Raw genomic sequence first — 13,630 nt, forward strand, 5'->3', positions numbered from 1 at the left:
CCCCCTTCACTGCGCTGGACGCAGTGAAGGGGGCCTTCACGTCGTTCCCGTAACTCGCGTGCTTGAAGGCGTAACTCGCGTGATCGGAGACGTAACTCGCGTGATCGGAGACGTAACTCGTGAGTTACGCCTCCAGGCACGCGAGTTACGCCTAGGGACACGCGAATGACGGCAAGTGGCGGGTCAGCCGCCCAGGGTCTGGCGCCGCGCGGCGGCCGGGTCGAGGCTCGGGCCCTCGGGCAGGCGCGCGACCAGGCCGGCGGGGAGCCGCACCGGTCGCGCCGACGGGTAGCCGAGCATCTTCAGCACGTCGGGTGAAGCCAGCGGATAGCGGCGCCCCATGTCGGTCACGACGGTCAGTGTTCCAACGGCAGCAGAAGGCGAGGGCATCGCCTCGACGACGATCGCGCTGCCGGGCGGAACGTGGACGCGGTCCGCGAGCGGGGTCCCGGCGGCGGTCCGGCGGGCGGTGGTCGACATCGGATCCGCGGGTGGCATCGAGGGATCGACGGTCAGCGCGGGGGCCGCGGAGCCGTCGCCGAAGGTGGCGCACACGGTGGCGTCCTGGTCGCGCAGGCGCGCGATGGCCGGGCGGGTCGCGGGGGCCGCGCCGGCATCGGCCCGGACCGGGTCCAGCTGCCGGGACATGGTCGCCAGCGAAGGCGGCAGCGGCACGGTTTTCGGCTCCGTGCCGGGATAAGCGGCTATCATCTGGGCGCTCGCGCGCTGGACGTCGTACTGCAGTTCGGTGATGGGGCGCAGGGCGTCCCGCTCGGCGAGGTAGTGCTGCTGCCCGCCGCCGGAGGTCTGCACCAGCAGCAGCATCCCGTTCCGGATGTCGGTCCGGCCGGGCACCGCGGTGGACACCTCGCCCGCGGCCGCGACCGGTAGCGGGCCGATCGGCGTGCCTTCCGGGAGTACGTCGAGCCACGCCCGGCCCACCCGCGCCCACGGCTCGGCGGTCAGCGCGAGCCCGGTGCCGACGGCGCCGTAGTCGGTGATCCGGTGCCGGTGCCCGCGCCATACGACGAAGCGATCGCCGGTCGACGTCGATTCCACCAGCAGCGCCTGGTCTCCCAATTCCGCACCGCCCGACGGCGAAGCACCCGCCAGCAGTACCGATTCCTCGATCCGGCTGCCCGCCAGGTCACTCGCGGGCGCCGAGCACAGCGACCACGATCCGGTGAGCAGCTTTTCCGGGCCGGGCAAGCCGTCCGGCGCGTCGGCGATACCGATCCGGGGCCCTCGCGGGACTCCGGCGAGCGAATCGCGCGAAACCCGTTCCGTGGTGCCGTGTTCGCCGAGCAGCAGCAGCGCGGACGCGTAGTTCGCGACGGGGTGCAGCCGTTCGTCCAGGTAGACGTACCGCGTCCCGCTCTCCTTCTCCACGATGACGGCGGCGTTCTTGCGCCAGGCGTTGTTCCCGCCGGGCACGATCATCCCGTAGACCCCGACGCACGCCAGCGCCACGATCGCCAGCGCGACACTGGCGAACGCGGCACCGGACGGTCGCCGGAACGGCGGCTGTTCCGGGTCGGTCTCCCTCGTCACGAGCGCGGAAATCGCGCGCTGCACCAGGAATTGATACGCCTGCAGTTGATCCCGTTTGGACGCCATGGGTTCAGCCCCCCAGCCCGCGCACGTAGCCGTACAGGCCGAGCACCGAACACGCCACCGGGACGACGGCGACCGTCACCAGGATCTCGAAGTATTCGGCCATTCGGCCGAGATACGGGTTGGCGGCGCGGGTGCTCAGCACGACACCGGAGGCGATCACGCCCGCCGCCACCGCCAAGGACAGCGGCCCGGCAAGGACGAGCAGCAGCGAACGGTCCGCCATGAGCGGTCCCGCCAGCAGGCAGGCGGCGCCGAAGATCCCGGTCACCAGCACCAGCAGCCGCTGCCGCAGGATCGGGTACAACCGCGCCCGCACCAGGAAACCGGCCGCGAGCAGGGCGACGAGCACGACCGCGGCCTCGCTGTCGCTGCGGATCAGCTGCAGCTGGCAGTACATGACGACGATCGCCGCGCCGCCCAGCATCCCGGTGAGCAGCGCGTCCGCTCTGGCGACGGCGGCGTGCACGAGATCGAGCGGCGGCTGGGGATCGTCGCGGACCAGGTCCGCGGTCGATCTCGGTAGCACCGGCATCGGCACCCGGCCGAGCCGCAGCGCCAGCGGCGCGAACGTGGTCGAGAGCACGAGGACCCCACCGCCGAGCACGGCCGCCGACCGGTAACCCGCCAGGTCGTCGAAGGTGGCGAGCCAGCCGCCGAGCACCCCGAGCAGGCCGACGGTGGCGGCGCCCGCGAACAGTTCGGGCGCGGCGATCACCCCCAGATGGCCGACGACGGCCGCGAGCAGCAGCGCCGCGCTCGCCAGCAGCAGATGGCCGGCGGACAGCGCGCCGATCGGGTCTTCGCCCGCCAGCAGGAGACCGCCGCCGGCGAAGGCGAACGGAAGCGCGACGGCGGCGAGCACCGCTCCGGCGCCGGCGTCGCGCAGTGCCCGCGCGAGCAGGACACCCGCGGCCAGCAGCAGCGCCGACACCGCCAGCGCCCAGGACGCCGGTGCCGTCCACGGCGGGCCGGCGCGCAGTACGGCGAGCAGACCGAAGGACATCGCGACCCCGCCGACGGCCAGGCCCGCCTGCCGCGTGTGCCGCGGCCCCCATGCCTTGCCGGTGCGGCCGGAGCCGGTGGCGATCGCGTCCACCAGGTCGTCGTACTCGGGCTCCGGCCATTCGGCGCGGCGCGGTGTCAGATGGAGGATCTCCCCGTCCCGGACCCGGTGCGCGCCCAGCGTCCGGTCCAGATCGAAGGGTGTCCCGTCGGCGCGGCGCAACTGCCAGCCGCCGCCGGCGACCCCGTCGTCCGCCATTCCCTCGCCCGCCCGCGCGAGCAGGCCGGGGAGGATTTCGGCGACGGACGCGTGTTCCGGCAGCGCCATGTCGATGCGCCGGTGCGGAGTGGTGATGGTGACCCTGACCAGGCCGGCAGTCTGCATGGGAAAAGGGTCGGCCAGCGAGCGGGCCGCCGGGCCGTGGCGGCAGGAACCTGCCGCCGGGAAAGTGCGCCGAATCGGGTCTTCTTGCGCGACAATGGGGTCATGAGCATCGAGACAGGAGTCGGCGGACCGAGGCTGCTCGCCCAGGGCCCCATCGCCACCGTCTACGCGGGCCGGGATCCCGCTACGGGCAACGACTTCGCGATCAAGATGTTCCCCGGCGCCTTCGACCGCGAGACCTCCTCGTGGCTGGAACGCGAGCGGAAGGCGCTGGCCGCCGTGCGTTCGACGCGCTCGGTGCTGCAGATCGACGACGTCCTGACCGACGCGGGCGGCCGATCCGGGATCCGCCGCGAACTGTGCCCTGGTTCACTCGCCGGTCTGCTGGATTCCGGTGCCAGGCTGGGAGTTCCCGACGTGCTCGCGCTCGGCGCCGCGATCGCGTCGGCGCTCGCCGCGGCGCACGGCGCGGACGTCGTGCACGGCGGGGTGAGCCCGCACAACGTGCTGTACCGCGCCTCCGGCGAATTCGTGCTCGCCGACTTCGGGGTGGCCTTGCGGCGGCGCTTCCCGCGCGACCCGATGTACGCGGTCGAGTACACCGCACCGGAGACCCTGCGCGACGACACGCTTTCCCCCGCGTCCGACCTTTATGGACTCGGCGCGGTGCTCTACGCCGCGTTGACCGGCACCCCGCCCTTTCCCCGGCACACCGGGCAGCAGCCCGGCGAACGGATCCTCCAGGTGCTGCGGGAACCGGTCGCGCCGATCCAGGACCCTGGCGTCCCGAGGGAACTTTCCGCCACGATCCTCCGGTTGCTGGCCAAGGAACCGGCCGACCGGCCGCAGGACGTCGCGTCGCTGGCGCGGCTGTTCACGAAGCTGCGCCAGCCCGGCGGCGAAGTCGTCACCGGGGAACCCGTCGACGTACCGGCCGAAGAAGAAGACGCCGACGTCGAATTCGACGACTTCGCCGTGGTCCGGCGGCCCGCGGCCCCGGTGCCGGTCCAGGTGGTGCAAGCGCCGCCCTCGGGCGGCCGGACCCTGATCCGCGAGTTCAGCGGCCCGCTCAAGACCGAGCGACGGCTTCCCTGGAAGCCCGTCGCGCTCGCGGGCGCCGGAGTGCTCGCCGCCGGGCTGGCCGTGGTGCCGCTGGTACTCGGCCCGGCGGAGATCGGCGGTCAGGCCGTCCCGGTAGCGGCCGCGGTCCCGCCGCCCGCACCGGTTTCCGCTCCGGCGCCGGACGTCAAACTGGCGCTCGCCCCGCCGCGCGACCAGAGCGATCACGTGCAGCTGACCTGGACCGCGGAAGGCGAACTGGACTTCGTCGTGATCATGGCTGGCGAGCGGCTCGAGACGAAACAGCTCGTCGCCCACCGCCAGCGCAGCCTCGACGTACCGGTCGATCCGGCGCGCCGGTACTGCTTCCAGCTCAGGGCGACCGACGGCCGCCACATCTACACCACCGAACCGGTCGCGATCCGAGGCGCCCGCTGCAACCCGTGAGCTGAAGGGGACTTTCCCCGCATAGGACGCGGTGAAGGGCGCTTTCCCCCCATGGCATGCGGGGAAAGCGCCCTTCAGCCCTCTTTACGACCCTTGACCGGCACCAGGGTTCGCGGCTCGAGTGCCGCCAGCACCCGAGCCGCGAACGGTCTGGCGGCCAGACCCCGGCGCACCTCGCCGACCTCCTGCCACGCCTTCCGGACCGCGCCGTCGCCCACCGGGACACCGGACCACAGCGTCACGTCCAGCACCTTGGCCAGCCTGGCGACCGGCTCGCGGATCCCTTCCCCGGCAAGCGATCCGGCCGATTCGGCGAGATCGCGCGGGGTCATCCCGATCCGGAACGGCACCCCGTGCGCGCGCAGCCGGTCGCGGATCTCGTCCCAGGCGCCGAGCACGCCTTCCTCGCCGGTCCGGCGACGGCGCCGTCGAGCGCGGACCGCCTTCGCCGCCGGAACCCCCGCGAGCCACAGGAGTCCGAAAAGGACGATCGCGCCGACGAGGGCGGGCCACCACCAGCTCACCCCCGCTTCCGCGTTCTGGTCTTCGGCGGAGTCCGGCCGCGTGCCCGGCGGGAGCTGGGGTGGCCGCAGTTGCTGTTCGGCGGGCAGCTGGGCCCTCGCCTTGGCGACCGCCTTGCCGGGGCCTGCCTGGCTCCGGCTGGACCCGACCGCCGCGGCGGTGGGGTCGAGCGCGACCCAGCCCGCCCCGGCGACCGCGACTTCGGGCCACGCCAGGACATCGCGGTTCCGGACGACGTGCGTGTCGCCGTCCTTCTCTGCCGCACCACGGAATCCGACGACGAGCCGCGCCGGGATTCCGCTCATCCGCGCCAAGACCACGTACGCGGCGGCGAACTGCTCGCTCGTCCCTCGTTTGCTCTCCAGCAGGAAATGCCGAAGCTGCGGCCAGCCGTGCCCGGTCGGCAGCTCCTCCGTGCCCGTCGCGACCTGGTAGTTCGTGCTGAGGAACCGTTCCAGCTGCAACGCGGACTGGAACGTCGGGCGCAGCCCGCGCATGGCGTCCTTCGCCACCTGCTCGACGTCGGGCGGCACCGCGCCGAGTCCGCCGAGACCGCCCGGTGCGCGCGCGTCGACTTCGCCGGAACCGAGATCGACCTCGGGTGACGACCAGCTGAGCCGGTAGTCCCGCACCGGGGTGCTCGACGGCGATTCCAGCATCAGCGTGCCCGCGGCCTGGTCCACCAGCGGGGCCAGACCGTCCACCCCGGTCAGATCCTGATGGCTCGGCAGCCAGGGTCCCGAAAGCCCGCGCACCTTGAGTTCGGCGCTGCCTCCCGTACCGCCGGGAGCGCCGTCCAGACCGGCACCGAGCCGGTGGAGCCGGGAATCGGACAGCCAGTTCGCGCCGTCGAAACCGTTGAGCACGATCAGGCGCCACTGGTCGACCGGGGTGTCGCCGCGGTAGCGGAACACCTCCTCGCCGGGCCGGATGAGCCGCTGGGCGATCTCGTCCAGCGGGTTGGCGACCCTGCTCCTCGGCGGCGGCGCGGCCTGGGTGTCCTTGAGCGTCAAGGGATCGCGGCCGACCGGGTCGAGCGCGGCGAACGCGACCGATCCGGCGACCAGTGCGACCACAGTGGACAGTGCGGGCCAGACCGCCGACCCCGTCACCCGCCAGGAACGCGGCACGCCGGGTGCCCGGCTCACGGACCGGACGCGGCGCCCCGACCACAGCAGGAGCCCGGCGGGCAGCGCGAACCCCAGCGCCGCCGCCACCGCGACGAGTCCCGTCAACGCCTCATACGCCTGCGCCAACCCGGCGACGGCCAAGACGGGCACGAGCGCCACGAGCGGCTTCTTCAGTCGCAGCAGCAGTTCCAGCCCGAGCACGACGGCGAGCAGTACCGACAGCGGGACGAACAGCAGCTGTTCGGGAACAGGCAACGCGGGCCAGGTGGACTGCAACGTGAGCTGCCAGCCCTCGGTGAAGCCGCGCGCCAGCGCGCGCACCGAAGCGCCCGTCGGCAGCGCGGCGAACGTCGTCGGCGTCAAGACCGTCTCGATCAGCCCGAGCAGACCGAGTACCGCGACGAGCAGCGGCCGATAAGGAATCAGCTTGGGGAACTTCGCGGTCAGTTCGACGCAGCCGTACGCGACCAGGACGACCACGAGCACCGGCACGAGCAGTTCCGCCCAGCCGAACACGGGCGCGAACAGCAGCCCGGCGACGCCCGTCGCGCCGAGCAGGCCGGCGACCGCGAACCGATCGAACCGGGCGCTCATGCCTTGCCCACCAAGGAGTTCCATTGGGCCGCGGCACCGGCGGCGTCGACCGCGATGATCACTCCGCCGGAGCCCGCCGACGGCCGGAGATCACCGAGCCGGACCACCGTGTCGGGCCGCCAGCGGGCCGTGTGGCCGAGATCGGCGTCCGGGCCGGTGATCACCACGAGCACCCCGCCGGGGCGTTCGGCGGCGGCGAGGGCCGAGGGCAGCAACGGCGCGCCGTCCGCCGCGTCCTGCGTGACGAGCGCGAGTTCGTCCAGCAGCGTCCTCGCCGCGCGCACCCCGCTGTCGGTCAGCGTGTCCGCACCGGCGGAGGTGATCAGGCGGCAGTGCTGCCCTGAGGACGCCGACGCGTAGAACAGCGAAGCGGCCACCTCGACGGCCTCTTCGAAAACGGCGGGCGTCATCGACGCGGGCCGCGTGTCGAGCACGGTGGTGAACCGGGGCTGGGCGGGGTCGGCGTACTCGCGCACCATGAGGCGCCCGGTCCTGGCCGTCGCCTTCCAGTGCAGATGCCGGACCTCGTCGCCGACCACGTACTCCCGCACCGCGCGCAGATCCGCCGAACCGCGCAGCGGCGGGTCGGTGATCGGGCCTTCGTGGTGGTGCCTCGGATGCCCGGCTTGCGCCGCGCGCACCGAATGCCGTCGCGGATGCACCCACAACCACGCGGAATCCCCGACGGTCCGGTCACCGCGGGCGAGGTCGAACAGGTCGGGCCGGTGCACCACGAGCGGCCCGACGCGCAGTTTCCCGCGGGTCGTCGTCGGAAGCTCGTAGTGGTACGTCGCTTCGGCGCCGGGCGCGAGCGGGCGGACCCGCAGGCTGTGCGTCTCGTTCCCGATCCCGTCCCCCGCGGCGAAACCGCCGTGCCGCCGGGCACCGGTGTTGCGCACGACGAGGGAGGCCAGCGCGGGCTTCCCCCGTTCGACCCGGTCCGGCTGGACGGTCCGGCCGATCTCCACCTGCGGCCGGAACCTCGTGGTGACCAGCGCGATCAGCACCGCGCCCGCCGCGATCCCCGCGAAGGCACGGAAAAACGTGTACCCGGCCAGTTCGCCGAGTGCGTAGGACCCGGCGGCGAAGGCCAGCACGATGACGCCGCGGCGGGTGAGCCGCACGCCTACCTCCCCATCGCGGCCATGGGAGCGGCCGTCGCGCCCAGGAGTTCGTCGACGATGTCGGCGGTCCGCCGCTGGTTGAGTTCCGCGTCGGGGGTCAGCACGAGCCGGTGGTCGAGCACCGGATGCGCGACATCCTTGACGTCGTCGGGGGTGACGAAGTCGCGGCCGAAGGTGGCCGCGAGCCCCTGTGCCGCCCGGATCAGTGCGATGCTGCCCCGCGGGCTCGCGCCGTAGCGGACGTCCGGATGCGACCGGCTCGACGCGGCGAGCCGGACCGCGTAGTTGACGATTTCCGGTGCCAGATGGGACTTCCGGACCTCGTCGATGACCGACTGGACGTCGGCGATGCTCAGCACCGGCTTCAGCTCGTCCGGCGTCACGCCGGCGCAGTCGCCCATCACCACACGCATCTCGGATTCCAGATCCGGGTAACCGACCGAAATACGCATGAGGAACCGGTCCAGCTGCGCCTCGGGCAGCCGGTAGGTGCCTTCCAGTTCGATCGGGTTCTGCGTGGCCACCACGAGGAACGGCCTCGGCACCGCCTGACCGACCGAATCGACGGTGACACGGCGTTCGGCCATCACCTCCAGCAGCGCGGCCTGCGTCTTCGGCGTACCCCGGTTGATCTCGTCGGCCAGCACCACGTTGGCGAAGATACCGCCGGGGTGGAACTGGAACCGCTCGTTGTTCTGGTGGTAGACCATCACGCCGGTGATGTCGCCGGGCAGCAGGTCGGGGGTGAACTGGATCCGGCTCCACCGGCCGCCGATGCTGGCGGCGACACAGCGCGCGATGGTCGTCTTCCCGACACCGGGCACGTCCTCCATCAGCAGATGCCCTTCGGCGAACAGCGCCGCCACGGTGAGCCGGACGACCTCCGGTTTGCCGCGCACCACCGATTGCACGTTCTCGGCGATCTGCTCGAAGGCGACCCTGGGTGTGAGCGTCACAGAAGTTCCTTTTCCTTTCGTCGGCGCAGGCCGACCAGTGCCATCGGGCCGAGCCAGACCAGCGCGCCGCCGTTCATCGACGGCACCCCGGTCCAGCTGTCCGAACCCGTTCCCCCGGACGTCTTGATGGTGGCGGTCACCGTGATGGCTCCGCCGAAGATCACGTTGTTGATGGGCAAGCTGGTGGCACCCGAGCAGGCCTTCGAAGCCGAGCGGGCACCGTTGAACTCCGCCTGGCAGGTCGCGGACGCGCCCTTCCCGTCGGCCCTGACCTCGACGACCAGACCCGTCGTCCCCATCCGGACGGTGGAGATGGTGATGGTCGGCGGATCCGACGGCACCGGGACGGTGACCTTCCGGCTGCCCGTGGCGCCGGTGAGCGTGGAGCCCGAACCGAACTTCGTCACCGCGCGGACCGTGACGGTCGCGGTGCCGGTGACCCCGGTGAAGTCCGCGGACGTGCCCGAAACCGTGCGCTGCCCCTTGCCCGTCACGCTGACCAGGTAGTGCACCAGCGTGCCGCCGCGGAGGTCGGGCTGGGTCCAGCTCACCGAAACCTTGCCGCCCGCGGTGGCGTTCGCGGTGACGACCGGCGCGCCGGCGGGCCGGTTCGCGGGTCCCGGGATGACCGCCTTGGCGCTGGCGCCGGGGCCGATCCCCGCCGAGTTCTCGGCGACCACGGTGACCACGTACGGGGTTCCGTTGCGCAGCCCGGAAATCGTCGCCCCTCGTGACGATCCCCCGACTCGCGTGGACCCTCCGGTCCAGGTCACCCGGTAGCCGGTGATCCGCGCGCCGTTGTCGGCGGCCGGGCTCCACGAGACCTTGATCGAGCCGTCCCCGGACGTCGCGCTCACCTTCCTCGGCGCGCCGGGCGGAGTCGCCTTCGCCACCGGCGGGGGCGGCGCCTGCTGGGTGTTCGGCGGAGCCTGCTGTTGCTGTTGTTGTTGCGGCGGCGGCTGGTCACCCGAGGGTTCCGGATCGGCCGACGGCGCACCAGCGGTCTGGCTGCTGGCCGCCTTGTCGACGTCGACGTCGACCACCGTGCCGTCGTCGCCGTTGACGACCAGGACGTGCGAGCCGTCGGAGCTGTCGACGTAGATCCGGTTGTCCTCGCCCTTGGCCAGCCTCGGCGCCGTTCCCTGGCCCGGCACCTTCGTGGTGGACCGGAGCTTGCCGGTGGCGTCGTAGGTCAGCACCTCGCCGCGGGTCTCGTCGACCATGGCGACGACGTTCGACGAGGAGAGCGGGCCGTTGAACCGGCTGCCCTTGGACAGCTCGACGGAAATCGGCTTCGCGGACGGGCGGTCCTGGTCGAGACCGCTGATGTCGATGAGGTGGAGCTGGTTGCGCTCCGGGTCGGCGATGGCCAGCCGGTCGCCGACGGCGCTGTTGGCGACCTGTGCCGACGGCGAGAGCTTGATGCCGAGCGGAAGGCCGTCGCCGAGCCCGTCCGGGCCGACGCGGTGGAGGCTGTCGCCGGTGGTGTCGAGCACGACCGGCCGGTCGCCGACGAGGGTGAGCCCGCCGCCGTGTCCCGGCGGGAGCTGCGCGGGGCAGGTCATGACGGCGGCGCCCTTGGGCAGTTCGCAGACCGAGCCGTTGTCGACGCGGTGCGTCCACACCGTTCCCTCGGTCGTCGCGACCGGCCGGGACAGTGGCCCCCCTGCGGGCACCGTCGCGGCGGGGTCACCGAGCCGCACGATCTGGCCGGCGTTGCGGTAGACCAGGTACGGACCGCCCGAGACCTCCATCACGAACGGGGTTTCCGGCGCGGGCGGCAGCACGGACTCCTCGACGCTCAAGGTCGCCTTGTCGAACTCCGTGATGCGGTTCCGCTCGACCACGTAGCCGGAACCGTCCCCCTGCGCCACCTGGCTGCCGTTCGCGCCGGGCACGTCCGCGCGCGCGTCGACGCGGTTCGTCGAACCGTCGACGTGGAACGCGGACTGGGCGGCGTCGTTGTAGACCCAGTGACCGACCTGGACGAATTCCAGGCGTTGCGGGGTCGCCGCCTGTCCGGTCACGGCGAGGCCGACCAGCGCCAGGCAGCCCGCGACCACCAGCGCCACGGCCATTCTCGTCCTGGCCACCGCGCTGAACCGCTTCTCGGTGTTCACGCGATCAAGCTAGAGAGCGACCATGAAATTTCGATGAAACAGCCTGTCTCGGGCTCGGGGGGCGCCGTGTCATCGAAACCTCATGTTGGCCGGGCAGCCTGAGGCGACACGGTTGAGGAGGCATAACGATGACCGATCCCGGCGCGGCCAGGACGAGCGTGCGGTATCACGCACCGCCTCCGCCGCTTCCCCAAGTCGCACCGGCCGCGCCGCGGGCCGAGGCCCTTCCCGATCAGCTCGCCTACGCCGCGCCCGCCGCGCGGGCCGCCGCACGTGAGGCCGCGCTGGCCGCGCTCACCGCCGCTCGGCAGGCGGAGCAGCGACCGCGAGGCTTCGCCGCGGCACCCGTCCCCGCTCCGGTGCCCGGCGCGCCGCGGCCGAATCCGCCCGCGCCCGTTCCGGTGCGGCGGTCCGGGCGGTTCGGCGGGATCGGGGTGCCGCAGATCGTGTGCTGGCAACTCGTGCTCGTCGCGCTCGTCCTGGTGGCGGGGCGGCCATGGCCGCTGGCGGCCGCGGTGGTCACCGCCGCCGTCGTGGTCCTCGCGCTGACCACCGTGCGGATCCGCGGCCGCTGGCTCTACGCCTGGCTCGGTTCGGCGTCCGGCTACCTGACGCGGGACCGTGACCGGGATCTCCGGGACTCGGGTGAGGCCGGCCGGGCGCTGCTGCGCCTGCTGTCGCCGGAAGCGACGGGGACCGCGGGCGAGATCGGCGACGAGACGGTGTTCATGGTCAGCCGCGCCGACGGGGTCACCGCCGTGCTGCAACCGAAATCGGCCGCACGCGAGCAGCCGATGCCGTCGCCGCTGACCTTGCTGCCGCCCACCCGTGAACAGGCGTCGGACGTCGCCGCGCAGGTCATCCACCACGTCGGCGCGGACCGTTCGCGGCCGCCGCGGGGCTGGGTCGCGTTGCAGGCGCTGCGCACCGTCGACGTCCACCGCGACGCCGACGTGCGGCAGGCGCTCGGGAACACCGTCCGGCGGGTGCGGCGGCAGCTTCGTCGCGGCGGGCTGCCGGTGCGGGCGCTCGCCGAAAACGAGGTCCTCGGCGTCCTCGCCTCGCTGGCGCACGTGACGGCGGGCCGTGCGCGTATCCGCGAGGACTGGCGGTTCTGGCACAGCGGACCGATCTGCCAGGCGACGTTCCGCCTCGACGGCTGGGACGCGCTTTCCCCGGTGCTCACGGCGGATCTCTCGCGCCGTCTGCTCGCCGCCGCCCCCGGGTCCGCGGTGACACTGGCGGTGACCGCCCGCCGGAGCGCCGCCGAGACCGAACCGCGGGTCAGTGCCTCGATCCGGATCGCCGCCGCGGGAACGCAGGCGGTGGAACACGCGGTGCGTGACCTGGAACTCGCCGCCCGCCGGGCCGGGCTCACCCTGGAGCGGCTCGACGGAAGGCACGCCAAGGGGGTGGCGGCCACGCTGCCGCTCGGGGTCGGTTGAGCACGACGATCGCGGCGAGGACCCATCGAGTCCACTGTAGACGGAGCTGTCTCGCGCGCTCAAAACCGTTCGCGTCCGCGCGGGCCCGACCCTAAACTCGTCCGCGCGATGAACGACGACACTTTCCTTGCCCACGTGGCCGACACGCTGGCCGCGCTTCCCTCGGTGCACGCCGTCACCCTCGGCGGGTCACGCGCGCAAGGCACCCACGGCCCCGGCAGCGACTGGGATCTCGCCGTCTACTACCGCGGCGGCTTCGACCCGGCCGACCTGCGCGCCGTCGGATGGGACGGCGAGGTCTCCGCACTCGGCGCGTGGGGTGGCGGCGTGTTCAACGGCGGAGCCTGGCTCACGATCGACGGCAGGCAGGTCGACGTCCACTACCGCGACCTCGGCTCCGTCGAACATCATCTCGCCGAGGCCACGGAAGGCCGGTTCCACTGGGAGCCGTTGATGTTCCACCTCGCGGGCGTCCCGAGTTACCTGCCCGTCGCCGAACTCGCGGTCAACCGCGTGCTGCGCGGCGACCTGCCGCGGCCGGACTACCCGGAAGCGTTGCGGGAAACGGCGCCGGCGATGTGGCGAGGCCGCGCCGAACTGACCCTGCGCTACACCCGCGGCGCCTTCGTCCCGCGCGGGCAGGCCACGGAGGTCGCGGGCGCGCTGGCCACGGCCGCGATGGAGACGGCGCACGCGGTCCTCGCGGCCCGAGGCGAGTGGGTCACCAACGAGAAACGGCTGTTGCAGCGCGCGGGATTGCGCGAGATCGACACGGTGATCGCGGGTTTGCGCGCGGACCCCGACGCGCTCGCCAAGGCGGTGGACGACGCGGAAACGCTGCTCCGGGCGGCCGACTGAGCCTTGTGGCGGGCGTCACGGAATGACCGGCGATCTTCAGCGCTACAGAGAGGTAAGACCCGTTCCGTACCAAGGGAGTGACATGTCCGCCACCACCACGCCGGAAGAGACCGCTCTGGCCGTCCCCGCTCTCGACGACTTCGACTTCCCGCTCACCGATGGTGCCGCGTGCCGCATCGACGACCCGGAGTGCGAAGCCTGCCAGTAAGGCCGACAGCCGCGTGCTCCGTGAAGGCCTCCTTGACTACCTTCAGGATGGGGAAGGAGGCCTTCACGGCATCCCAGGCAGCACCGGGACTCCCGTGCCGAGTCGGCCGGCCGGGCGTGTTGCGAAAGCCACTTTCGCAACCTTCAACGTTGCGAAAGTGGCT

10 protein-coding genes are annotated in these 13,630 nt (G+C 72.4%); 4 read left to right on the forward strand and 6 right to left on the reverse strand.

The window, feature by feature from the left end:
- Positions 1 to 183: 183 nt before the first annotated feature.
- Positions 184 to 1,617 carry a type VII secretion protein EccB gene (eccB, locus tag ACFVM3_RS40285; RefSeq protein ID WP_378445046.1) on the reverse strand — a complete coding sequence of 478 codons (1,434 nt, stop codon included), beginning with the start codon at positions 1,615 to 1,617 and terminating at the stop codon, positions 184 to 186.
- 4 nt (positions 1,618 to 1,621) lie between these two features.
- Positions 1,622 to 3,004: a type VII secretion integral membrane protein EccD gene (gene eccD / locus ACFVM3_RS40290; RefSeq protein ID WP_378445047.1), complete on the reverse strand. Its 1,383-nt coding sequence runs from the start codon at positions 3,002 to 3,004 to the stop codon at positions 1,622 to 1,624.
- A gap of 102 nt (positions 3,005 to 3,106) precedes the next feature.
- Between eccD and ACFVM3_RS40295 the strand changes: the two genes are divergently transcribed.
- Positions 3,107 to 4,510, forward strand: a complete 1,404-nt coding sequence (locus tag ACFVM3_RS40295) for a serine/threonine protein kinase (RefSeq protein ID WP_378445048.1) — start codon at positions 3,107 to 3,109, stop codon at positions 4,508 to 4,510.
- A 74-nt stretch (positions 4,511 to 4,584) separates the two neighbouring features.
- On the opposite strand, the gene ACFVM3_RS40300 is transcribed toward ACFVM3_RS40295, so the two are convergent.
- Genes ACFVM3_RS40300 through ACFVM3_RS40315 form a run of 4 tightly spaced genes read right to left on the reverse strand, consistent with a single transcriptional unit; the run spans position 4,585 to position 10,956 of the window.
- A complete protein-coding gene (locus ACFVM3_RS40300) occupies positions 4,585 to 6,756 on the reverse strand; it encodes a DUF3488 and DUF4129 domain-containing transglutaminase family protein (protein ID WP_378445049.1) in 2,172 nt (723 codons plus the stop codon).
- Entirely contained in the window at positions 6,753 to 7,880 is a 1,128-nt protein-coding gene (locus ACFVM3_RS40305) for a DUF58 domain-containing protein (RefSeq protein WP_378445050.1), read from the reverse strand. Before ACFVM3_RS40305 ends, ACFVM3_RS40300 begins: the two co-directional genes overlap by 4 nt.
- A gap of 2 nt (positions 7,881 to 7,882) precedes the next feature.
- Positions 7,883 to 8,836: an AAA family ATPase gene (locus tag ACFVM3_RS40310; protein WP_378445051.1), complete on the reverse strand. Its 954-nt coding sequence runs from the start codon at positions 8,834 to 8,836 to the stop codon at positions 7,883 to 7,885.
- Positions 8,833 to 10,956, reverse strand: coding sequence for a fibronectin type III domain-containing protein (locus ACFVM3_RS40315; protein WP_378445052.1), 2,124 nt, complete (start codon positions 10,954 to 10,956; stop codon positions 8,833 to 8,835). The genes ACFVM3_RS40310 and ACFVM3_RS40315 overlap by 4 nt, the downstream gene beginning before the upstream one ends.
- A gap of 128 nt (positions 10,957 to 11,084) precedes the next feature.
- Between ACFVM3_RS40315 and ACFVM3_RS40320 the strand changes: the two genes are divergently transcribed.
- The 3 genes from ACFVM3_RS40320 (at position 11,085) to ACFVM3_RS40330 (ending at position 13,467) form a co-directional block, all read left to right on the forward strand.
- Positions 11,085 to 12,401: a type VII secretion protein EccE gene (locus ACFVM3_RS40320; protein ID WP_378445053.1), complete on the forward strand. Its 1,317-nt coding sequence runs from the start codon at positions 11,085 to 11,087 to the stop codon at positions 12,399 to 12,401.
- Between the two features lie 108 nt (positions 12,402 to 12,509).
- Complete coding sequence (locus ACFVM3_RS40325; RefSeq protein ID WP_378445054.1) at positions 12,510 to 13,259, forward strand: nucleotidyltransferase domain-containing protein; 750 nt, start codon at positions 12,510 to 12,512, stop codon at positions 13,257 to 13,259.
- 82 nt (positions 13,260 to 13,341) lie between these two features.
- Positions 13,342 to 13,467 carry a hypothetical protein gene (locus tag ACFVM3_RS40330; RefSeq protein WP_378445055.1) on the forward strand — a complete coding sequence of 42 codons (126 nt, stop codon included), beginning with the start codon at positions 13,342 to 13,344 and terminating at the stop codon, positions 13,465 to 13,467.
- Positions 13,468 to 13,630 lie beyond the last annotated feature (163 nt).

It is taken from the genome of Amycolatopsis sp. NPDC057786, assembly GCF_042797905.1.
Lineage (GTDB): Bacteria > Actinomycetota > Actinomycetes > Mycobacteriales > Pseudonocardiaceae > Amycolatopsis.

Bases quoted from the DNA above. Each gene is read 5' to 3' on its own strand.
- eccB (WP_378445046.1), bottom strand. From the start codon at position 1,617: ATGGCGTCCAAACGGGATCAACTGCAGGCGTATCAATTCCTGGTGCAG.
- eccD (WP_378445047.1), bottom strand. From the start codon at position 3,004: ATGCAGACTGCCGGCCTGGTCAGGGTCACCATCACCACTCCGCACCGG.
- ACFVM3_RS40295 (WP_378445048.1), top strand. From the start codon at position 3,107: ATGAGCATCGAGACAGGAGTCGGCGGACCGAGGCTGCTCGCCCAGGGC.
- ACFVM3_RS40300 (WP_378445049.1), bottom strand. From the start codon at position 6,756: ATGAGCGCCCGGTTCGATCGGTTCGCGGTCGCCGGCCTGCTCGGCGCG.
- ACFVM3_RS40320 (WP_378445053.1), top strand. From the start codon at position 11,085: ATGACCGATCCCGGCGCGGCCAGGACGAGCGTGCGGTATCACGCACCG.
- ACFVM3_RS40325 (WP_378445054.1), top strand. From the start codon at position 12,510: ATGAACGACGACACTTTCCTTGCCCACGTGGCCGACACGCTGGCCGCG.
- ACFVM3_RS40330 (WP_378445055.1), top strand. From the start codon at position 13,342: ATGTCCGCCACCACCACGCCGGAAGAGACCGCTCTGGCCGTCCCCGCT.